The organism is Eikenella sp. NML99-0057 (assembly GCF_001648535.1).
Taxonomy (GTDB): Bacteria; Pseudomonadota; Gammaproteobacteria; order Burkholderiales; family Neisseriaceae; genus Eikenella; species Eikenella exigua.
Map to the genome: position 1 here is coordinate 391547 of NZ_LXST01000001.1, position 20573 is coordinate 412119.

Consider the following 20573-nt stretch of genomic DNA (forward strand, 5'->3'; position numbering starts at 1 on the left):
CCTGAAAATTTAATCTTCAGTGGAGCGGAACCCTATTCGCCCATGGCGGCCAAGAGTTCGGCCTGATGCTCAGCGATGAGGGCGTTGGTGATTTCTTCCATGTCGCCGTCCATCACGAAGTCGAGCTTGTGCAGGGTGAGGTTGATGCGGTGGTCGGTGACGCGGCCTTGCGGGTAGTTGTAGGTGCGGATGCGTTCGCTGCGGTCGCCGCTGCCGATGAGGGATTTGCGTTCAGCGGCTTCTTTAGCCTGGGCTTCGCGTTTTTGTTTGTCATTCAGGCGGGCGGCGAGCACTTTCATGGCTTGGGCTTTGTTGGCGTGCTGGCTGCGGCCGTCTTGGCATTCCACCACTATGCCGGTGGGCAGGTGGGTGATGCGGATGGCGGAATCGGTTTTATTGATGTGCTGGCCGCCGGCGCCGGATGCGCGGAAGGTGTCGATACGCAGTTCGGCGGGGTTGAGCTGGATTTCTTCGAGCTCATCGGCTTCGGGCATCACGGCCACGGTACAGGCGGAGGTGTGGATGCGGCCTTGGCTTTCGGTGGTGGGCACGCGTTGCACTCGGTGGCCGCCGCTCTCAAATTTGAGCCGGCCATAGGCGCCGATGCCGGCGATGCGGGCGATGACTTCTTTGTAGCCGCCCAAATCGCTTTCGTTGGCGGAAACGATTTCGACCTGCCAGCGGTTGCGCTCGGCATAGCGGGTGTACATGCGCAGCAAATCGGCGGCAAACAGGGCGGCTTCGTCGCCGCCGGTGCCGGCACGGACTTCGAGGAAGATGTTTTTGCCGTCGTCTTCGTCTTTGGGTAACAGGAGTTTTTGCAGCTCGGTATCCAGCGTTTCGATTTTGGCTTTGGCGGCCTCGATTTCTTCGGCAGCGAAGTCTTTCATTTCGGGGTCGGCAAGCATGTCTTCAGCGTCGGCAAGGTCACTTTCGGCTTGGCGGTATTGGCGGTAGGTTTCCACTACCGGGGTGAGCTCGGCGTGCTCTTGGTTGAGCTGGCGGAAGCGGTTGATGTCAGCCGTGGCCTCGGGGGTGCTGAGCAGGGCGGTTACTTCTTCGAGCCGCTCGGAGAGGGATTGAAGTTTGTCTAGAACTGATGGTTTCATGTGGGCTCTTTCAAATATAGCGAATTAAAATTAAGAATGCTACAGCGTTGGCTGGCCTTGCTGTACATGTGTACTGTCTGCGGCTCGCCACCTTGTCCCATTCTTATTTTGATCCACTATAATTTTCAGGTAGCCTCAAGCGATAGAGGCTACCTGAAAAGGATTATAGCAAATGCGGCTGGGATTGCCGCTGTGCCTACATGCGGCTGAGTTCGCGCTGCAGGGCTTGGATGTTTTGCTGGCGGTCGAGCACGTCGCTTTGCAGGCTGCTCACTCGGGCTTGGTGCGCCTGGTAGGCCGCACCGTCGCCTTTAGGCATGGTGCGGCTTTCGGTGAGGGCTCTTTGCGCGGTGGCCAGGGCACGGCGTTCGTTGGCCAGCTCTTGCTCGAGAATCATGCGCCGGCCGCTGTTGGTGCGGCTAGAAGAGGCGGCTGCGGCCACAGGCTGCGGGGCGGGAGCACGATATACAGCCGCCTGCTGGCTGCTGGCGGAGGCAGTACGCTGCGGAACGGGTGCGGGAGTGGGGCGCGGGCGGGCGGCACTATAGCGGCCGATGGTCGGCAGGTCGGCGCGGTGGCAGCCAGGGCCTGGTTTACTGCTGTAGCTGCCGTTGCCGCAGGAATAAACGGGACCGGCGGCTGCGCTGAGGCAGCTTAGGGCGAAAATGGTAAGTAGCGTAGTTTTCTGCATTTTATTTTCCCTTTTCTAACGATTGCTGGCTGGAAAATTCCTGTTCGACGGCTTGATACACGGCTTCAAGTTGCTCTTGCAGGGCGAGCCAGTCTTCTTCTATTTGTGCTAATTGTACTTTGACTTCGGCTGTTTTGGCTAAGTATTGGTGCAATTTGGCTTTATTGTGTTCCTTATATGCTTCTTCGTCGGCGAGGAAGGCTTCGCATTCGGCTTGCTCGGCGCTGAGTTTGGCCATGAGCTGTTCGGCTTTCTCGATTTTCTGCTGAAGGGGTTTGCCGCGCTGGGCGCGTTGCTGTCGGATTTGCGCGGCGAGACGTTTTTCGTCTTTGCGGTTTTGGCCGGCAGCAGAAGGAGGCGGGGCGGCTTCTGGGTTACTTTGGGCCAGGCGCAGGCGGCGGTAGTCGTTGAGGTCGCCTTCGAAAGTTTTCAGGTAGCCTTGGTCGATGAGGAGGAAGCTGTCGGTAGTGGCTTCGAGCAGGCTGCGGTCGTGCGAAACGACGATGAGCGCGCCTTGGAAACTTTGCAGGGCCACGGTGAGGGCGTGGCGCATATCGAGGTCGAGGTGGTTGGTGGGCTCGTCGAGCAGGAGCAGGTTGGGCTGCTGCCACACGATAACGGCTAGCGCGAGACGGGCTTTCTCACCGCCGGAAAAGCCGGTGATGGGCTGGATGGCCATGTCGCCGGCGAAGTCAAAGCCGCCGAGGAAGTTGCGGATGTCTTGCTCTTTGGCTTCGGGGCTGAGGCGCTGAATGTGCCAGAGTGGGCTTTGGTCGGCGCGCAGGGTGTCGAGCTGGTGTTGGGCAAAATAGCCGATTTTCAGTTTGTCGGCGCGGATAATTTGGCCGCTTTGGGGCTCAAGGCTACCTGAAAGGGCTTTGATCAAGGTGGATTTGCCGCTGCCGTTTACGCCGAGCAGGCCGAGGCTGGCGCCGCTCTCGAGCGAGAGGGTGATTTGGTGCAGGACGGTGTGGCCGCTGTAGCCGAGATCGACTTGTTCGAGCTTGAGCAGAGGGTTGGGCAGGTGTTCGGGCGGGGGAAAGGAGAAGCTGAAGCTGCTGTCGAGGTGGGCAGGGGCGACGAGCTCGAGCTTGGCCAGGGCTTTTACGCGGCTTTGGGCTTGTTTGGCTTTGGTGGCTTTGGCTTTGAAGCGGTCGATAAAGGATTGGAGGTGTTGGATGTGCGCCTGCTGTTTAACGTAGGCGGCCTGTTGGTTGGCAAGGCGTTGGGCGCGTTGCTGCTGGTAGAAGTCGTAGTTGCCGCTGTAGCTGTGCAGCTGGCGCTGGGCGAGCTCGATGGTGTGGTTGGTGGCGGCGTTGAGGAAGTCGCGGTCGTGGGAGATGATGATTTGGGTACAAGGCAGGGCGGCGAGGTGGCTTTCCAGCCACAACACGGTTTCGAGGTCGAGGTGGTTGGTGGGTTCGTCGAGCAGGAGCAGGTCGGAGCGGCACATGAGGGCTTGGGCAAGGTTGAGGCGCATGCGCCAGCCGCCGGAAAAGGCTTTAACGGGGCGGTTGTGTTCGGATTGGCTAAACCCAAGCCCGTTCAGTAGTTTGGCTGCGCGGGCGGGTGCGCTGTAGGCGTCGATTTCTTCAAGTTTGGCGTGGCATTCGGCAATGGCGTGCCCGTCGTTTTGCGCTTCGGCTTGCTTTAGGGCTACCTGAAAAGTTTGCAGCTCGGCATCGCCTTGCAACACGTAATCCAGCGCGCTGATTTCCAGAGCGGGGGTTTCTTGCGCCACGGCGGCGAGTTTCCAATGTGGGGGCAGGTGGATGTCGCCGGTGTCGGCACCGATTTCGCCTTTAATCAGGGCAAACAGGCTGGATTTGCCGCTGCCGTTTTTGCCGATAAGGCCGACTCGGCGGCCGGGGGCGATGTGGGCGGAGGCTTGTTCGAGCAGGACTTTATTGCCACGTTGCAGGGTGAGGCGATTGATTTCTATCATATTGTTTGATATGTGGGAATCTGAATTTTTTAGATGAAGAGGCTACCTGAAAAATATTTTTCAGGTAGCCTTTGCTGTGTGGGTCGGCTAACGGTGTAATTCCAGCGCTAAAAACAGCTTGCTGTTGCCGCGCTGGATGAGTAGGGCGACGGTGCGGTCGGCATGGTTGAGGGCTTGGTTGAAGCTGTTTTCGTCGCTCACGGCGGTGCGGTTTACCATTAGGATGATGTCGCCGCGCCGCAGGCCGGCCTGTTGGGCTGTGCCTTCAACCTGCAAAACTAAGAGGCCTTGCCCTTGGCTACGCAGTTGCAGGCCGGTGGGCTCGGAGGTGAAGCCACTGCCGTTATCGGCATTGGTACCGCTGCCAGATTGGTTGCCGGCATCGGCGCTGCTGGTGTTGCTAGAACCGAGGGTGACTTGGACTTCTTCGCGTTTGCCGTTGCGCCAAATGCCGAGGGTGAGCTGGGTGCCGGGCGGCATCATGCCGACGAGCACGGGCAAGTCGCTGGAAGCTTTCACGTTTTCGCCATTCACGCTTTGCACGATGTCGCCAGGCTGGAGGCCGGCTTTGTCGGCAGGGCCGCCGGGAGTTACCTGCGAAATCAGTGCGCCATTGGCGGCTTGGAGGCCGAAGGATTTGGCCAGGTCGTAGTTTACTTCTTGAATTACCACGCCGATGCGGCCACGTTCAACTTTGCCGTTGCGGCGCAGCTGGTCGGCCACATTCATGGCCACATCGATGGGGATGGCGAAGGAGATGCCCATAAAACCGCCGGATTGGCTGTAGATTTGGGAATTTACGCCCACTACCTGCCCACGCAGGTTGAACAGCGGGCCACCGGAATTGCCGGGGTTGATGGCCACGTCGGTTTGGATGAAAGGGGTGTAGTTTTCGTTGGGCAGGCTGCGGCCTTTAGCGGAAACGATGCCGGCGGTAACGCTGTTGTCGAAGCCGAAAGGTGCGCCGATGGCAGCTACCCATTCGCCTACACGCAAGGTTTTGGGGTCGCCGATTTTGACGGTGGGCAGGCCTTGCGCGTCGATTTTTAAGAGGGCGATGTCGGTTTGGGTATCGGAGCCGACTAGGTGGGCGGTGTATTCGCGGCGGTTGTTGAGCACGACTTTGATGCTGTTCATGCCGCTGAGGACGTGGGTATTGGTGAGGATGTAGCCGTCGGAGCTAATGAGGAAACCGGAGCCGAAATTGTATTCGTTGTCGCCAGGTTCGACTAAATCGGCTTGGTTGGGCTGCAGGCGTTTGAAAAATTCGGAGAAGGGATCGTTTTCAGGTAGCTGATCGATATTGTCTTCGCCATCGGCCTGAGTAGTGTTTTCATTGGTGCGGCTGGCTTGAATATTGACCACAGCGCCGCCCTCTTGCGCAACTAATTTGGTGAAGTCAGGCAACAGCATATCAGCACCGCCTGCGGGTGCGCTCACGGTTCGGACAAATGAGGAGTCAGTAGAGGCTTCTTCTTTGCCGCATCCGCCTAAGAGCATCAGGGCAAGCAGGAGGGAAAAGATGGGGCGGGTGGTGTTTGGCATGGTGGCAACAATATTGTATTTGCAGGCAAGGGAAGCATTGTATAACTAAAGCATTTATTTAGCTATGCCGGGCTGGATGGCTCTTGCTTTGGCGGGATGTATTGGGAGTGTGGGGTTGTAGTAGGATGAAAACTTGCTATATCAGGCTGTAATCTTGCCGAGATGTGTTTTCAGGTAGCCTTTGCCGAAGCAGACAGGGATATTTGAAAGCACAAAAAGACAGGCCGTTACCTGTCTTTTTATAAGCGGCTACTTATTATAAGCGGCTACTTAGGCCGGCTGGATATTGGATGCTTGTTTGCCTTTCGGGCCGGTGGTTACTTCGAAAGAAACTTTCTGACCTTCTTTCAGAGTCTTGAAACCGTTCATGTTGATGGCCGAGAAGTGGGCAAACAAATCTTCGCCACCCTCATCGGGAGTGATGAAACCAAAACCTTTAGCATCGTTAAACCATTTAACAGTACCAGTTGCCATACAATACATCCTATCTAAAAAACAAAATATCGGAAAAAGCAGGGTTGGCAAAGCAGGAAAACGACTGTGTTGGGTAAAACGGTTTGTTCAGCTGCCGAGCTGGAACAATTTATCCAGCCTGCCGCGCTTGCGGAGATAAGTTTCGCGCAGCCGGGATTAACAGTCAAGTAATGTTTGAATAATAATGTTAAAAATCGCAAAAAAAAGACAGAAATCCGAGCTTTTACCCTTATTTTGTGTTCTGCCGTGCGGTTGAATATAATTGTCTGGCATCAGTCTGCGGTTAGGCTGTGCAAAAAAGCAACCGGCAAACAAAGTTGATTTGCAATCTAAAACCGAATTACGGCTAAAGCCGTTGAATTCCTGTTGCGGCGTTAGTCTGCTTCACTAATAGCAGATAAAGCAAAGGCTTCGGCCAACTACAGTACACCTTGAAGAGTCAAAGCTATGTCCAATACCGAACAGGCGCTCCAGCCAGAAACCGTCTGGCAAAATGTGTCTCCGCCCAAGAAATATGGCGTATTCCTGATTAATGATGATTACACACCAATGGATTTTGTGGTTGGCTTGCTTACTGATATTTTCAGGCTACCTGAAAACCAGGCGGCAACAGTGATGTTGCAAGTACATCACAAAGGCAAAGGTCTGTGCGGTGTTTACCAAAAAGATATTGCTGATACCAAGCATCAGCAAGTGCAAAACCTTGCTAGGCAGGCCGGTCATCCGCTGCTGAGTACTGTTGAGGAGGTGTGAGCCATGTTGTCGAAAGAGCTGGAAAGCATTTTGCAGGTGATCTATGCCGATGCCCGCATGCAGCGCTATGAATTTATCGGCATCGAACACCTATTACTCTCACTGGTGCAGGAGAGTGACGAAGTACGGGCGGTGCTGCGAAGCTGCGGTGCTAATATTCCGATTTTGGCCGAACAGCTGGCTATCAGTATTGAAGAAAACACACCGGTGCTGCCCGAAGATTCGCCAACTGGCAGCGAAACCCAGCCCACGCTCGGCTTCCAGCGAGTGATTCAGCGTGCGATTGTGCATGTGCAGTCGGCAGGCAAACGGCAGGTGCAGCCGGTGGACGTACTGGTGGCGATTATGTCAGAAAAAAACAGCCATGCTGTGTATTTTCTGGGCTTGCAGTCGATTGGCCGCAGTGAGATTCTCAACTACATCGCGCACGGTATCGTGCCGGATCGCGTAGTAGAAATAGATAAAGGAGATGAAGTTGAACAGGAAGGTGGCGAAGAGGGCAAACCTATCCGTCATGCCTTAGCCAAATATACCGTTAACCTTAATATTGAAGCACGCGAAGAACGTATCGATCCGCTGGTTGGCCGCACCATGGAATTGGAACGCCTCATGCAAACCCTATGCCGCCGCCGCAAAAACAACCCGCTTTTGGTGGGTGAGGCCGGTGTGGGCAAAACTGCGTTGGCCGAAGGCTTGGCCTACCGCTTAGAACACAGCGATGTACCTGACGCACTCGCCGGCGCCACTGTGTTTGCGCTGGATATGGGCTCGCTCTTGGCCGGCACCAAATACCGCGGCGATTTTGAAGCCCGCATCAAGGCTGTACTCAAAGAGCTGGCCAAAATCGAGCATTCCATCCTGTTTATCGACGAAATCCATACCATCATCGGCGCAGGCAGCACCACCGGCAGCACCATGGATGCTTCCAATCTGCTCAAACCGGCTCTCTCTAAAGGCCATCTGCGCTGTATCGGTGCCACCACCTATGACGAATACCGCACTATTTTCGCTAAGGACCACGCCTTAAGCCGACGTTTCCAGAAAATCGATGTGCCCGAGCCCAGCGTAGCCGAAACCGTGGAAATCCTTAAAGGCCTGCAACCTGCGCTTGAAGATTTCCACCAAATCCGCTTCTCTCAACACGCCCTGAGTGCTGCCGCCGAGCTTTCGGTACGCTACCTGAACGACCGCTTCCTGCCCGATAAGGCCATCGATTTGATTGATGAAGCTGCTGCCGCCCAGCGCATTTTGCCCGGCGATAAACGGCGCAAAGTGATTGAAGCCGCGCAGATTGAAGAAGTGGTGGCCAAAATTGCCCGCATTCCCGAGCAGACTGTTTCCAAAGATGACAAAGAAGTGTTGCGCCATTTGGAGCGCAACCTAAAAAATATGGTATTCGGTCAAGATGCTGCTATCGAAGCGTTGGCTGCCGCCGTTAAGATGTCTCGCTCCGGCCTAGGGTCGGCGGAAAAACCCATCGGCAGCTTCCTGTTTTCCGGCCCCACCGGCGTGGGCAAAACCGAAGTCGCCCGCCAGCTTGCCTATATTTTGGGCGTGCCGTTGCAACGTTTCGATATGTCGGAATACATGGAACGCCACGCGGTGGCTCGTCTCATCGGTGCGCCGCCCGGCTACGTTGGCTTTGAGCAGAGCGGACTGCTCACCGAAGCGGTAAACAAACAGCCCTTCTGCGTACTGCTTTTGGACGAAATCGAAAAAGCCCACCCCGATGTGCACAATATCCTGTTGCAAATCATGGACTACGGCACGCTCACCGACAACAACGGCCGCAAAACCGATTTCCGCAACGCCATCGTAATCATGACCACCAACGCCGGTGCGGAAAGCCTCAGCCGCCCTGTGCTCGGCTTTACCCGCCAGCGCATGAGCGGCGATGAGGGCGATGCGCTGAAAAAAGCCTTCACTCCCGAATTCCGCAACCGCTTGGATGCTGTGATTTCCTTTGCTCCGTTGGATACCGAAATCATCGCCAAAGTAACCGACAAATTCCTGCTTGCCTTGGAGCAGCAGCTGTTGGCGAAAAATGTGGAAGCCCATTTCACCACCGGCCTGCGCAGCTATCTGGCCGAGCAGGGCTTTGATCCGCAAATGGGTGCCCGCCCTATGCAGCGGCTGATCCAAGACAAAATCCGCCGCCTGCTCGCCGACGAGCTGCTTTTTGGCCGCTTAAGTAAAGGCGGCGAGGTAACTATCGGCTACGATGCCAAATCCGACAAAGTTACCCTTGCCTTCTCTGCTGCCAAAGCCAAACGCGGCAAAGTGGCGGATGCCAACGGCTGATGCAGGTCGGATATGGTTTGCAGTGTAAGCGTGTTATAGCTTCTTAAGGAGAAACGCAGCTTTTTTTGAGGGCGATGATTTGACTGCATTGAAGCTGATATTTTCAGGTAGCCTTCATTGCGCTTAGGCTACCTGAAGATTGGTGCGCAGAAATTGCGCTATTGTGTTTCAGGTAGCCTTTTCTTCTATCCTATCCCCACATACAGTCATCCCGTATAAGAATTGTCTATAAGCAGTTTTCCCAACCCTTTGGGGGCTTGCCAAACCCCCGCCTTTCGGGCAAAGTTCGTCATTTTCTTGGCTACCCTTTATCTCGTTTGGCAAACCATTCATTATGTCTGAACCCATTCTCTCGCGGCTGGATACCCTGCTCAAAGTTGAAACACCGGAAGCCATTGATATTTATCTGCGTCCGGCTTCGGTGTTTGCCCGTTCGCGCGCTTGGTTTGTTGATTTCATTCTCCGTGGTATTTGGCTGATGCTCTCCACCATGCTGTTTGCATTTATCTTCTCTGGTGCAAATGGCAGTGATGACGGCAATATCGTTAAAGGCCTGTTCTTCTTCATGCTGTTTGTTAATATTTTCTTCACGCTGTGGTTGTATTTTGTGGTGTTTGAAGTGTGCTGGAACGGGCAGACGCCGGGCAAGAAAATCTTCGGCTTGCGTGTGATCAATGACAACGGCACGCATATTTCCTGGTCGGCTTCGTTGCTGCGCAACCTGCTGCGCGTATTCGACAGCCTGCCGTTTTTCTATGGTATTGGCATGATCTGTGGCCTGTGTAATCCCTACGGCCGCCGCTTGGGTGACATCATGGCATCCACGGTGGTGGTGTATGTGGATAAAACACGCGGGCAGGCCGAGCGCATGGATTTGGGTAATATCGAAGCAGTTACCCCGCCCGTGGCGCTCACGCGCGAGGAACAGCAGGCAATTTTGAGCTTTGTCGAGCGCCGCCGCCATTTGAGTGCGGCGCGTACCGGAGAGTTGGCACAAATGATGGTGGGGGCGATTTTCGGCCGTCAGGAAGACGAACGCAGCGCCGAGCAGCTGATCTTGGGCTTGGCCAAATACTACGCAGGTGAACAGCGGAAGGAGGCGTCGTGAGGCAACTGTTTTTTGAAGAACAGCATCAGGCGTTCTGGCGCACGTTCGAGCAGGATTTGCAGCAGCTGGAAAAACGGCGCGGCAGCCTGAGTGCGCAGAAAACCGCTTTGTTTATGCAGGACTACCGTACAGTGTGCCACCATTTGGCGGTGGCCACCGATCGCTGCTATTCCGGCGGCCTTACTGATTATTTGCAATATCTGTGCGAACGCGCGCACCAGCTTTTGTATGTGGGGCAGCAGGTATCGCTGTGGGTGCGCTGCCGCGATTTCGTGATGCAGGGCTTCCCGCAGCTGGTACGGCGCGAGAAAAAACTGGTGTGGCTGGCGCATGCGCTGTTTTACCTGCCGTTTATCGTGGCTTTCCTGCTCACGGCGTTTTATCCCGACAGCGTGGACAAAATCGAAGGCTTACAGCATGGCCCGCAATTGGCGGATAGCTATAAAGAGATGCTGGATCAGTATAGTGAGGGCACCAACCGTGAGGCGTGGAAAAATTTTTTGATGGCCGGCTATTATATTTTCAACAATATAGGTATCGCGTTTCAAAGTTTTGCCAGCGGCATTCTGTTTGGTTTGGGCACGGTGTATCTCACGGTGATGAATGGTTGGGTAATCGGCGGGGCAATGGGCTATATGACCCGCGACCCGGCCGGGCCGGCCTTTTTCTCGTTTGTGGGTGCGCACGGCGCATTTGAGCTTACCGGCATCGTGATGGCTGCAGCAGGCGGCTTGCGGCTGGGCTTGGCGCTGCTCAAACCGCAGGGTTTGTCGCGACGCGATGCCTTGCGCATTCAGGGCAAACAGGCAGTGGGGCTGATGAACGGCGGCTTCCTGATGCTGTTTATTGCCGCGTTTATTGAAGGCTTTTGGTCGCCGATTACCAGTATTCCGATGATTTTGAAATATATTGTTTCCATAGCGATGTGGCTGTTGGTGTATGCCTATCTGCTGTATGCGGGCAGGAGGGCGGCATGAATATTTGGGAAACCCGCCTGAATTTCCGCCCGCGCAGCGGCTGGGAGGCTTTGGATTTGGGCGCTCGCCTGTTTCAGGAACGGCCGGCGCTGTATATGGCGGTGTGGGCAACCCCGTCGCTGCCGGTGTATGCGTTGGTGCTGGCTTTATGTTGGCAGCAGCCTGAATGGGGCGGTTTTTTGGTGTGGTGGCTTAAGCCGTTGTTTGAAGCGCCGGTGCTGTGGCTGATGTCGCAGCAGGTATTCGAGCCGCTGCCGCCATACCGGCAATGCGTGCGCACGGCGTTTAGGCAGATGTGGCGACCGCGCTTGATTGGTGATTTAACTTGGCGGCGGTTCAGCCTGCGCCGCAGCCTGGTGCTGCCGGTTACGCTCTTGGAAGGCTTGAGCGGCAAGGCGCATCAGTGCCGCTGCAACGAATTGTCGCGCCAAAGCGGCGGTGCGGCCAGCTGGCTGGCGTTTTTCGGCATCCATCTGGAAAGCATCTTGGCTTTTGGACTACTTGCGATGCTGTTTTGGCTGTGGACGGGCGATCCGGCGCAAAACATCGTGGCCGGCCCGTTCGGTGGGGCGCGTTCCTCTGATGCTTTGCAGCAGATTGAGACTTTGGTGTCTTCCGGAGAAGGGTTGATTTTCCAGCATTTGCTCAATGGCATTTATGTGCTGCTACTGTGTTTCTGGGGGCCGATTTATGTGGCCTGCGGTTTCACGCTCTATCTGAATGCCCGCACCAAGGCCGAAGGCTGGGATATCCGCCTGGCCGCCCGCAAAATCCAAGACCGCCTGTTGGGCAGTAGCAGCGCCTTATGGGCGTTGGCCTTGGCCGTGTTTATCGGCTTCGGTTTTTCAGGTAGCCTGCATGCCGAGCCGCTGCCCAGCCGGGAAAAGGTGGAGCAAATCCGTGATAACACCCTGCGCAAAGCGCCGTTTCAAAGCATTAAAACCCAAACTGAATACTGCTGGATCAAATGCGGCAAGGAAGATAACTCTCGACAGCGCGGCCTGCCGGATATGCCTGATATAAAGGCCCCTTCGCCAGTTTGGTTTAACGGCCTGATGTATGCCCTAATCGTCCTGCTGCTGGCCTTGGTGTTATGGATTTTATACCGTTGGTATCAAGCCAACGGCGGCTTCGGCTTGAGCCAGGGCGAAGAAGTGCCGGAAACCTTGTTCGGCATGAAAATTACGCCCGAAAGCCTGCCCAACGACGTGGCTTCCACCGTATTGGCCGAATACGAACGTGATCCGCGTGCCGCCATGAGCCTGCTCTACCGCGCCAGCCTCTCGCAAATCAGCCGCCGATACGGCCTGCCGCTGCGCAGCAGCGACACCGAAGGCCAAGTGCTCAAACGTGTGCGCCAGCGCCAGCCGCAGCTTTTGGACTACTGGCAGCCGCTTACCGACAACTGGGTAGAACTGGCTTATGCCCACCGTTTGCCCGAGCGCGAAGCGGTACACAGCCTGTGCCGCCAATACCGCCAAGTGTTTGCCGGCGGGGATCAGGAATTTTCAGGTAGCCTGCGTGCCGCCGGGGAGGGTAGGGCATGAAAAACCGACGTTCCATCCTCATCGGCCTGATTGCCGTATTGCTTATCGGCGGCTTGATCGCCGTTGCCGGCCTGTCCAAGCAGGAAAGCAAAACCTGGCAGTCGCTCGATCCGCAGCAGGAAATGCGCGAAGGCTCGCTCTACGCCCTGAAAACCCTGCTCACTCGATATGGCGTGAAAAATATCCAGCACGAGCATAGCCTGTTTGGCTTAAACGAACTCAACTCATACGACAGCAATCGCCTGTTGATCGTGGCCGACAACCGCATGCGTGATAAGGAAGATGCCGAACGCCTGCTGGAGTGGGTAGGGCGCGGCAATCATCTAGTGATGGCGCTGCCCAGTTATGCTGATGACAACCCGTTAAAAGCAGACGGCAAGCCGGATAATAGTGAAGATAAAGACACACTAAACTTCCGCCAAACTATGCTGCGCCACCTGCAAATCGGCACCGTGGAGCTGGAAGAAACCGACAGCAAAACCCTGCCCAATCTGCCTGCCTGCGTGAAAGCCGCCGAGCAGCGCCGCGAAGCAGCCCGCCAAATTGGCGATGAAGTTGCTTTGCAGATTGATCCGCACTGCAACGCCGGCTTGAGCAGCATCCAATTGCCAGAAGGCGCCGCGATCCAAACCTTCACTGGTTCCGGATACAGCACTAATAGCGGCTGGGTAGTGCAAGATAGCAAACTGGTGTTGTTCCAAGGCAAAACTGGCTACGGCGCCGTGCAAACCATCCGCGTGCGCTATGGTGATGGCAGCGTATTGCTTACCTGGAACGAAGACTGGCTGGGCAATCCAAGCCGCCCTGATTTTAATCGCAATCACCTTGCCCTCTACGATCATCCCTATCTCGCCGTTTATCTGGCACAGGAAAAAGACAGCATCTTATTGGCCGACAAAGTTTATCCGTCTGATTACAGCAGTTCCGAGCCGATGATATGGAAAATGCTCAAAAGCCAGCCTGTGCTGCTGGCCATAGCCTTGGCCGCCGCCGCCATACTGCTATGGCGTATTGTGGTGCGTGTGGGCGTGGTGCAACAATTGCCGCCTGCGCCTGAACGCTACCTGAACCAGCACCTGCTCGCACAAGGCCAGTTCCTCACCCGCCACCTGAGCCGTCGCGCCATCCTCAGCGATATGCAGCGCCGACTGCTCGAAGCCCTACAACAGCGCCACCCGGCCTGGAAGCAGATGAGCAGCCGCAAACAGCTGGAATTTTTGTGTGCCCAAACCAAACTGCCGCCCTCCGTGGTCGAGCCCTGGCTCCAGCCCCTGCCGGAACAGGTCAATTTGGTGGAGTGGCTGCAAATAATCGCCGCCCACCAGCGCATCGTGCGCAAAATAAACCGCTCGTGGTATTAGCGGGCGGCTAGAGGCTACCTGAAAATATACCCGCTAAATTTTCAGGTAGCCCGAACCAACCTATTTTTCAGGTAACCCCAGCTGAACCCCAGGCTACCTGAAACCCAAACCTCCGATTAACCAACGAAACAAACAATGCAAAAGGATGATTCGATGACGGACATCAATTTTTCCCAGCCCCACCAAGCCAGCACCAACCCCGCTATCCAGCAGGGTGTGCGCGCCATTCAAATGCTGCGCGCGCGGCTGAACGAAGTGCTCATCGGCCAACAGCAGGTGGTGGACGAAGTGCTTACCGTATTCCTGGCCGGCGGCCATGTGCTGCTCGAAGGCGTGCCGGGCACCGGTAAAACCCTGCTCGTGCGCTCGCTGGCGCAAACCTTTGCCGGTGAATTCCGCCGCATCCAATTCACCCCCGATTTGATGCCCTCCGACGTTACCGGCCATTACCGCTACGATGCGCAAAACAGCCGCTTCGAGCTGCGCCAAGGCCCGGTGTTCACCCACTTGCTGCTCGCCGACGAAATCAACCGCGCCCCGGCCAAAACCCAATCCGCCCTACTCGAAGTGATGCAGGAGCGCAGCGTAACGCTCGACGGCCACACCCATCATCTGCCCAGCCCCTTCATGGTATTGGCCACACAAAACCCGATCGAGCAGGAAGGTACTTATCCGCTGCCCGAAGCCCAGCTCGACCGTTTTATGTTTAAAGTGATGATCGGCTACCCGGCTCTTGCCGACGAAGCACGCATGCTGAACGCCGTCATCAACAGCAGCAACAACGACCTGCTCAGTAGCAGCCAGCCTTCACACGTGTTCCAGCCGCAGCAAATCGAGCAGCTGAAAAAACTGGTGGCGCAGGTGGGCGTTGATCCGCAGATTATCGACTACACCGTGCGCCTGGTGGCGGCTACCCGCGACTGGCCTGCCTTATCCGTGGGCGCAGGGCCGCGTGCCGGCATCGCCCTCATCAGCTGTGCCCGCGCTTATGCCTTGTTGGCCGGCCGCGATTTCGTTACCCCCGACGACATCAAAGCCATCTGGCTGCCCGCTATGCGCCACCGTGTGCGCCTCTCCACCCAAATGGAAATGGAAGGCATCCAAGTGGAGCAGGTGTTGAACGAACTGGCCGCCTCCGTGCCCGCCCCGCGCTTGTAAGGCCTGCCATGAGACCGTCCAGACTGCTGGTGCTGCTATTTGCCGCCATCGTTGCCGTGTGCACTGCCGGCTGGCTGGCAGGCTACCTGAACACAGATAATGGCCGCATAGTCCAATACATCGCCGGCGGCCTCGCCCTCCTGCTCGCCCTGGCTGCGCTGGTTGATGCCTTCTGGCAGCGCCGTCAGCCCGAACCGCGCTGGGAGCGCAGCCTGCCGCACCAGTTTATCCAAGGCCGACCGCACCAGGTGGAGCTCACGCTCACTCCGCCGGCCAAAGGCCGCTGGCGGCAGCCGCAAACTATCCTGGTGGCCGACCTGTTCCCGCCCGACTGGGACACCGACACCCCGCACCTGATTATCGACGCGCGGCCCGGCCGCCTTTCCACCATCCGCTACCGGCTTACCCCGCGCCGGCGCGGTCGTGCCGAATTTACTGGCATTGAATACTGGCTCGCCAGCCCGCTTGGTCTGTGGCAGCGGCGGCAGCGGCAGGAGCTGCCCGCCAAAGTGGACGTGCTGCCTGATTTCAGCCGCATCCTCGGTGCCGATTTAATCGGCTTGCAACGCTGGCTCAACCTCGTGGGCGTGAAAAAACTGCCGCGCCTAGGCCTCGGCCAGGATTTTCACCAGCTGCGCGACTACCAAGACGGCGACGACATCCGCAATATCGACTGGAAAGCCACCTCCCGCATGAGTCGTCCCATCGTGCGCACCTATCAAGACGAGCAAGACCAACAGCTCATCTTCCTGCTCGACTGCGGTCGCAATATGCGCCTGCAAATGGAAGGCAAAAGCCATTTCGACCACGCCCTGCAGGCTATGCTGCTGCTTTCCTACACTGCACTCAAGCACGGCGATGCCGCCGGCCTGCTCACCTTCGCCCATCCTGTGGCTCGCTTCGTGCCGCCACATAAGGGCATGGAGCAGCTAGGGCGCTTGGTGCATGGCGTGTTCGATATCGAGCCCTCACAGCAGGCCGCCGATTTTGAAAGCGCCGTGAACTTATTGCTGCAAAAACAGAAACGCCGCGCCCTCGTGGTAGTGCTCTCCCACTTAAACCACGAAGACAGCCTCCACCTGCTGCAACACATCCAGCGCCTGCGCAAACACCACATGGTTTTATTCGGCGGCCTGCGCCCGCTCGCGCCCGAAGAAGTGCGCCAACAGCCCGTGCGCAACGAAGCAGACGCCCAAGCCTACCTCGGCGCCCTGCAATACGAAGGCCACGTGGCCGAAGCCATCCGCCACTTCGATGCCGCCCGCATCAACGCCATCAATGTTTTGCCCAACCAACTGAGTACCGAACTTATCAACTGCTATCTTCAGCTCAAACGCCGTCAAGCGTGGTAGAGCAGGCTACCTGAAAATTTTAGGTAGCCCTGTCTTTAGCTTCAAACGCTCAAACTTATAGCTGAAATAATCATTTTCTTACGGGAGGCTGGTCCTAGGCAGTGTGGGAGTGCTGTAAGGCGAGCCAATGCCGTATAAAGCGAAGCGTTTCAGCGATACGTTCAACCCCCCAAGCCATGCGCACATAAACTTTCAGGTAGCCTTTTCGGCTTATGCCCAAAGAAAAACACAGCCAGTTGTAATAACGGGCTGTGTTTGTTTATCAAAAGATTAGTACAGTTTCGGCGGCAGCTGTTGGCTGCGCAGGCGTTTTTGCAAACGTTTTACTGCAGCAGCTTTTTTGCGTTTGCGCTCAGTAGTCGGTTTTTCGTAGGCTTCACGGGCACGCAGCTCGGTGAGCAGGCCGGTTTTTTCGATAGAGCGCTTGAAACGGCGCATGGCTACTTCAAACGGTTCGTTTTCTTTTACGCGAATAGAAGGCATTTTGTCATCCTTAAAATATTTTATTTGTTGCCGGGCAATGGTGCCCGAGAAAATGGTTTGATTTATCACTTTTGCACTGGCTGGTGCGGGCTGGATAAGAGCCGGGGTGGAAAAATCACCTCCTAATCGGGGCGGCTACACCGGCTGTGCGGTGTGCCAAAATATTAGGCAGCAGGAAGGGCTGCATACAAAGGTGTGAATTATGGCGGCTACGACCGAATTTGTCAAGCAGGGCAAGGCGGTAGCAGCGCATGGGTGGTAATAAGTGCTTCGCTAGAAAATTCATGCTTGATTTGAACTGGAAACATGGGTTTCAGGTAGCCTTTGCCCATTTTCTCCGGGCTCAGCCACACGGCGCTGACCATGCGGCCGGTTTGGCCGTCGCGGCGGTAGGAGAAAAAGCGGTCGCGCTCGAGTACGGTGCAGTGCCGGCCGCCGTAGATTTGGCTAACGCCGGCACGGCGCAGGGTTTGGGTGGCGAGCAGATAAATGTTTGCCAGGTATTTGCCGCTGCCGATGGGCTCGAAGGCGGCTTCGGCGGCGGGGTCGGCCTGGGTGAAGGAGGCCAAAACGTCGCCGCCCACTTCAAAAGCGTCGGGGCCGATGGCAGGGCCGAGCCAGGCAAGGAGGTCGGCAGGGTCGGCCTGCATGGCGGCGATGGTGTTTTCCAGCACGCCACCGGCGAGGCCGCGCCAGCCGGCGTGGGCAGCGGCTACTGCGCTGCCAGCACGGTCGCAGAGGAGTACGGGCAGGCAGTCGGCGGTCATGACAGCGCAGGCAGCGCAGCGGCTGCGGTCGAAAGCGGCATCGGCTTCCGGCGGAGCGTCAAGGTAATCGGCAGCGGCCACTACGCGATTACCGTGCACTTGGCGCAGATAGGCCAGCGGCAGGGGAACGTGCGCCTGCACGCGGCGGCGGTTTTCAGCCACGGCGGCGGGGTCGTCACCCACGTGGTCGCCCACGTTCAGGCTGGCGAAACGGCTTTGGCTGACGCCGCCTTGGCGGGTGGTAATCAAGGTGTGGACATTGCTTGGCGCGGGCCAATCGGCGTGCAGGAGGCTACCTGAAATTTCAGGTAGCCCTAAGCTGGCGGCAAAGCTGTTGGCGGGGAATTGGCCGTTCATGCAGTTTCATCCGGGCGCAGTTGTGGGCAGACGGCGAGGATGGCGCTGAGGATGGCTTCGCCCAGGCGCAGGGAGCGTTGGCCGTTCCAGCCGAAGTCGTCGTCGGGCAGGTTGATGTTGTCTTTGAAGGGCATTTCGAGAGTGTAGGAGAGGCAGCCGAAGGTTTCGCCCACGTAGGATTTGGCAATGGCGAGGTTGGCTTGGCCGGGGGCGGTTTTGGGGTAGCCGTGTTCGTCTTGGAAGTCGGGGCTGGCCTGGCGCAGGGCGGTTTTGAAGGCGGCTTCGAGCGCAGCAAGGCGTGCATCATAAGAAGGATTGCCTTCGCAGCCAGCGGCGAATACGTAGGGCAGGGCTTCTTCGCCGTGAATGTCGAGGAATAAATCTACGCCGGTTTCGTGCATTTTTTGGCGCACGGCATACACTTCGGGGCTGCGCTCGGGGCTGGGGTTTTGCCATTCGCGGTTGAGGTCGGCGCCGGCGGCGTTGGTGCGCTGGTTGCCCAGGGCGGCGCCATCGGGGTTCATATTGGGCACGATATAGAAGGTGGCGCAGTCGAGCAGGGCGCGGGCGGTGGGGTCTTGGTGGTCGAGCAGGCGGGAGAGCAGGCCTTCGGCAAACCATTCGGCCATGCTTTCGCCGGGGTGCTGGCGGGCGATAATCCAGATTTTGAGGTCGCTGGCGGCTTGGTGGCCGATGGTGAGCAGGTTGATGTCGCGGCCTTGCGCGGTGCTGCCGAGGTCGTCGATTTGGCACAGGCCGCTGCCTTGGGCGTCGCCGAGGAGGTTGAGGTGCTGCTCGTGGGAATAGGGCTCGAAATAGGCGTAATACACGCTGCCGGCCAGCGGGGTGTGTTCGATGGTGAGCACGCCGTCTTCATAACGGGTGGGCACGCGGAACCAGTTGCTGCGGTCGTAGGAGGCGGTGGCCTGATAATCTTCCCAGCCTTCGGGGTAGCTGGATTGGCCGGCGTTTTCGATGCGGATACGGCAAGGTTGGTAGGCCGCTCCCTGCAGGCGGAAATAAAACCACTGGCTGAAGGAGGCGGCATTGTCGCCGCGCAGGGCGAGGCGAATGTTTTGGCTGTCGGCGCTGTTGATTACGCTGATGGCGCCGGCATCGAAGTTGCTGCTGATTTTAGGCATAGCAGGTCTCGTTGCTTGAGGAGGGGAAGCGGGGATTGTAATGCTTTTCAGGTAGCCTTTCTAGGGACAGCGGGGAGAGGAAAGGGCGGCGGAAACTGGATTTTTTACGGCAGGGGCTCTAAACTGTGCAGCGGATTGGGTGGCGGCATTGCTTCGGGCAGCCTGTTTGCATTGTGCCGCTGCCGTGCTTTTATATTGATTTTAAAGGAAGAGACAATGAAGATTTTGTTATTGGGCGCACCCGGCGCGGGCAAAGGCACGCAGGCGCAGTTCATCACCGCCGCTTTCGGTATTCCGCAGATTTCTACCGGCGATATGCTGCGCGCTGCCATTAAAGCCGGCACACCGCTGGGTTTGGAAGCCAAAAAGATTATGGATGCAGGCGGCCTGGTGCGCGACGATATCATTATCGGTATGGTAAAAGAGCGCATTGCGCAGGATGACTGCAAAAACGGCTTCCTGTTTGACGGCTTCCCGCGCACGCTGGCGCAGGCTGAAGCCATGCAGGAGGCAGGCGTGATTTTGGATGCGGTGGTGGAAATCGATGTGCCCGATGCGGTGATTCTCGAGCGCATGGCCGGCCGTCGTGTGCACCTGCCTTCCGGCCGCACTTACCACATCCGCTACAACCCGCCCAAAGTGGAAGGCAAAGACGACGTTACCGGCGAAGACCTGATCCAGCGCGACGACGACCGGGAGGAAACCGTGAAAAACCGCCTGGATGTGTACCATAAGCAAACCGCCGTGCTCATCGGCTTCTATAGCCAGCTCACTGGCGACAATGCGCCCCGTTACATCAAAATCGACGGTACACAGCCGGTGGAAGCCGTGAAAACTGCTGTATTGTCTGCTTTAGGCAAATAAGCCGGCGCAGAAGTTTTCAGGTAGCCTCCAGCCAAGTAGCAGGCTACCTGAAACCAAAAGGCTACCTGAAAAAGGAAAAGCAATGAAAAAACTATGGTTTGCAGCCTGTGTGTTGGCGCTTTCCGCCACCGCTTCGGCCGAATTGCGCGAAAACCGCTTTTACATGCCGGAAGAGGAAAAGCCGTGGGAAGAGGCTGCCGTGATGCTGCCCGATTATCCCGATCTGCAGCGCGGCGAGTGGTTTGAGCTGTATATCAACCCCACCTACCGCAATAAAGTTTGGCTACAACTGCCCGTGCAACAAGCTGCCGACCGCAGCATGCGCTATGTGCTGGCAGTACAGCCGCAGGGCGGGCAGCCGAATATGAGTTATGAGGGCATGCGCTGCGGCGACCGCCACCTCAGATCCTTCGCCTTTGGCGATAACACCAACCGGCGCTGGATTGCTCCGCGCAATAATGTATGGCGCAAGTTCGACAGCTATGTGAACGCCAACGACCCGGTGCGTAGCCGCCTGATGGCGATTTTCTGCAACGACGGCCGCGCGCTCACTGCGCAAGAGCTCGATCAGCGCATCCGCAGCATGGGTGGGCTACACTAGCGCTGTGCACGCTTAAATAAAGATAAAGGCTACCTGAA

Annotated in this window: 17 protein-coding genes and 1 pseudogene; 10 read left to right on the forward strand and 8 right to left on the reverse strand. The window is 56.9% G+C overall.

Annotated elements, in window-relative coordinates; genetic code table 11:
• Positions 1-32: 32 nt before the first annotated feature.
• From prfA to A7Q03_RS01970, 5 genes are all read right to left on the reverse strand, one after another.
• Entirely contained in the window at positions 33-1109 is a 1077-nt protein-coding gene (gene prfA, locus A7Q03_RS01950; RefSeq protein WP_067446851.1) for a peptide chain release factor 1, read from the reverse strand.
• Between the two features lie 196 nt (positions 1110-1305).
• Positions 1306-1800 (reverse strand): hypothetical protein, encoded by a 495-nt coding sequence (locus tag A7Q03_RS01955; RefSeq protein WP_067446853.1) that lies wholly within the window; start codon positions 1798-1800, stop codon positions 1306-1308.
• Position 1801: 1 nt separating this feature from the next.
• Entirely contained in the window at positions 1802-3745 is a 1944-nt protein-coding gene (locus tag A7Q03_RS01960; protein ID WP_067446855.1) for an ATP-binding cassette domain-containing protein, read from the reverse strand.
• Positions 3746-3832: 87 nt separating this feature from the next.
• A complete protein-coding gene (locus tag A7Q03_RS01965; protein ID WP_067446857.1) occupies positions 3833-5290 on the reverse strand; it encodes a DegQ family serine endoprotease in 1458 nt (485 codons plus the stop codon).
• Positions 5291-5560: 270 nt separating this feature from the next.
• On the reverse strand, positions 5561-5764 hold the full coding sequence (locus A7Q03_RS01970; RefSeq protein WP_003822547.1) for a cold-shock protein: 204 nt from the start codon (positions 5762-5764) through the stop codon (positions 5561-5563).
• 447 nt (positions 5765-6211) lie between these two features.
• On the opposite strand from A7Q03_RS01970, the gene clpS reads away from it, so the two are divergent.
• The 8 genes from clpS (at position 6212) to A7Q03_RS02010 (ending at position 16321) form a co-directional block, all read left to right on the forward strand.
• Positions 6212-6517, forward strand: coding sequence for an ATP-dependent Clp protease adapter ClpS (gene clpS / locus A7Q03_RS01975; RefSeq protein ID WP_067446859.1), 306 nt, complete (start codon positions 6212-6214; stop codon positions 6515-6517).
• A gap of 3 nt (positions 6518-6520) precedes the next feature.
• Positions 6521-8818: an ATP-dependent Clp protease ATP-binding subunit ClpA gene (clpA, locus tag A7Q03_RS01980; RefSeq protein WP_067446861.1), complete on the forward strand. Its 2298-nt coding sequence runs from the start codon at positions 6521-6523 to the stop codon at positions 8816-8818.
• A gap of 334 nt (positions 8819-9152) precedes the next feature.
• A complete protein-coding gene (locus A7Q03_RS01985; RefSeq protein ID WP_067446863.1) occupies positions 9153-9926 on the forward strand; it encodes an RDD family protein in 774 nt (257 codons plus the stop codon).
• The gene (locus tag A7Q03_RS01990; protein WP_067446865.1) at positions 9923-10903 is read left to right on the forward strand and encodes a stage II sporulation protein M; all 981 of its coding nucleotides are present in this window, start codon (positions 9923-9925) and stop codon (positions 10901-10903) included. Before A7Q03_RS01985 ends, A7Q03_RS01990 begins: the two co-directional genes overlap by 4 nt.
• Entirely contained in the window at positions 10900-12450 is a 1551-nt protein-coding gene (locus A7Q03_RS01995) for a DUF4129 domain-containing protein (protein WP_067446867.1), read from the forward strand. The genes A7Q03_RS01990 and A7Q03_RS01995 overlap by 4 nt, the downstream gene beginning before the upstream one ends.
• The gene (locus A7Q03_RS02000; protein ID WP_067446869.1) at positions 12447-13811 is read left to right on the forward strand and encodes a DUF4350 domain-containing protein; all 1365 of its coding nucleotides are present in this window, start codon (positions 12447-12449) and stop codon (positions 13809-13811) included. The genes A7Q03_RS01995 and A7Q03_RS02000 overlap by 4 nt, the downstream gene beginning before the upstream one ends.
• A 153-nt stretch (positions 13812-13964) precedes the next feature.
• Positions 13965-14969, forward strand: a complete 1005-nt coding sequence (locus tag A7Q03_RS02005) for a MoxR family ATPase (RefSeq protein ID WP_067446871.1) — start codon at positions 13965-13967, stop codon at positions 14967-14969.
• Positions 14970-14977: 8 nt separating this feature from the next.
• Entirely contained in the window at positions 14978-16321 is a 1344-nt protein-coding gene (locus A7Q03_RS02010) for a DUF58 domain-containing protein (RefSeq protein ID WP_067446873.1), read from the forward strand.
• Between the two features lie 270 nt (positions 16322-16591).
• Here A7Q03_RS02010 and rpsU read toward each other — a convergent pair whose 3' ends face one another.
• The 3 genes and pseudogenes from rpsU to A7Q03_RS02025 all read right to left on the reverse strand — a co-directional run bounded on the left by rpsU (position 16592) and on the right by A7Q03_RS02025 (position 19070).
• Positions 16592-16804 carry a 30S ribosomal protein S21 gene (gene rpsU, locus A7Q03_RS02015; RefSeq protein ID WP_023886457.1) on the reverse strand — a complete coding sequence of 71 codons (213 nt, stop codon included), beginning with the start codon at positions 16802-16804 and terminating at the stop codon, positions 16592-16594.
• A 344-nt stretch (positions 16805-17148) separates the two neighbouring features.
• Positions 17149-17928: pseudogene (gene pgeF / locus A7Q03_RS02020) on the reverse strand (peptidoglycan editing factor PgeF); the annotation flags it as partial.
• On the reverse strand, positions 17925-19070 hold the full coding sequence (locus A7Q03_RS02025) for a M14-type cytosolic carboxypeptidase (RefSeq protein ID WP_067446876.1): 1146 nt from the start codon (positions 19068-19070) through the stop codon (positions 17925-17927). The gene A7Q03_RS02025 and the pseudogene pgeF, both read right to left, overlap by 4 nt.
• A 216-nt stretch (positions 19071-19286) precedes the next feature.
• Between A7Q03_RS02025 and adk the strand changes: the two genes are divergently transcribed.
• A complete protein-coding gene (adk, locus tag A7Q03_RS02030) occupies positions 19287-19934 on the forward strand; it encodes an adenylate kinase (protein ID WP_067446878.1) in 648 nt (215 codons plus the stop codon).
• Positions 19935-20016: 82 nt separating this feature from the next.
• Entirely contained in the window at positions 20017-20535 is a 519-nt protein-coding gene (locus A7Q03_RS02035) for a CNP1-like family protein (protein ID WP_067446880.1), read from the forward strand.
• Positions 20536-20573 lie beyond the last annotated feature (38 nt).

Bases quoted from the DNA above. Each gene is read 5' to 3' on its own strand.
- A7Q03_RS01960 (WP_067446855.1), bottom strand. From the start codon at position 3,745: ATGATAGAAATCAATCGCCTCACCCTGCAACGTGGCAATAAAGTCCTG.
- A7Q03_RS02000 (WP_067446869.1), top strand. From the start codon at position 12,447: ATGAAAAACCGACGTTCCATCCTCATCGGCCTGATTGCCGTATTGCTT.
- clpA (WP_067446861.1), top strand. From the start codon at position 6,521: ATGTTGTCGAAAGAGCTGGAAAGCATTTTGCAGGTGATCTATGCCGAT.
- A7Q03_RS02035 (WP_067446880.1), top strand. From the start codon at position 20,017: ATGAAAAAACTATGGTTTGCAGCCTGTGTGTTGGCGCTTTCCGCCACC.
- rpsU (WP_023886457.1), bottom strand. From the start codon at position 16,804: ATGCCTTCTATTCGCGTAAAAGAAAACGAACCGTTTGAAGTAGCCATG.
- A7Q03_RS02025 (WP_067446876.1), bottom strand. From the start codon at position 19,070: ATGCCTAAAATCAGCAGCAACTTCGATGCCGGCGCCATCAGCGTAATC.
- A7Q03_RS01995 (WP_067446867.1), top strand. From the start codon at position 10,900: ATGAATATTTGGGAAACCCGCCTGAATTTCCGCCCGCGCAGCGGCTGG.
- A7Q03_RS01985 (WP_067446863.1), top strand. From the start codon at position 9,153: ATGTCTGAACCCATTCTCTCGCGGCTGGATACCCTGCTCAAAGTTGAA.
- clpS (WP_067446859.1), top strand. From the start codon at position 6,212: ATGTCCAATACCGAACAGGCGCTCCAGCCAGAAACCGTCTGGCAAAAT.
- A7Q03_RS01965 (WP_067446857.1), bottom strand. From the start codon at position 5,290: ATGCCAAACACCACCCGCCCCATCTTTTCCCTCCTGCTTGCCCTGATG.
- adk (WP_067446878.1), top strand. From the start codon at position 19,287: ATGAAGATTTTGTTATTGGGCGCACCCGGCGCGGGCAAAGGCACGCAG.
- A7Q03_RS01970 (WP_003822547.1), bottom strand. From the start codon at position 5,764: ATGGCAACTGGTACTGTTAAATGGTTTAACGATGCTAAAGGTTTTGGT.
- prfA (WP_067446851.1), bottom strand. From the start codon at position 1,109: ATGAAACCATCAGTTCTAGACAAACTTCAATCCCTCTCCGAGCGGCTC.
- A7Q03_RS02005 (WP_067446871.1), top strand. From the start codon at position 13,965: ATGACGGACATCAATTTTTCCCAGCCCCACCAAGCCAGCACCAACCCC.
- A7Q03_RS02010 (WP_067446873.1), top strand. From the start codon at position 14,978: ATGAGACCGTCCAGACTGCTGGTGCTGCTATTTGCCGCCATCGTTGCC.
- A7Q03_RS01955 (WP_067446853.1), bottom strand. From the start codon at position 1,800: ATGCAGAAAACTACGCTACTTACCATTTTCGCCCTAAGCTGCCTCAGC.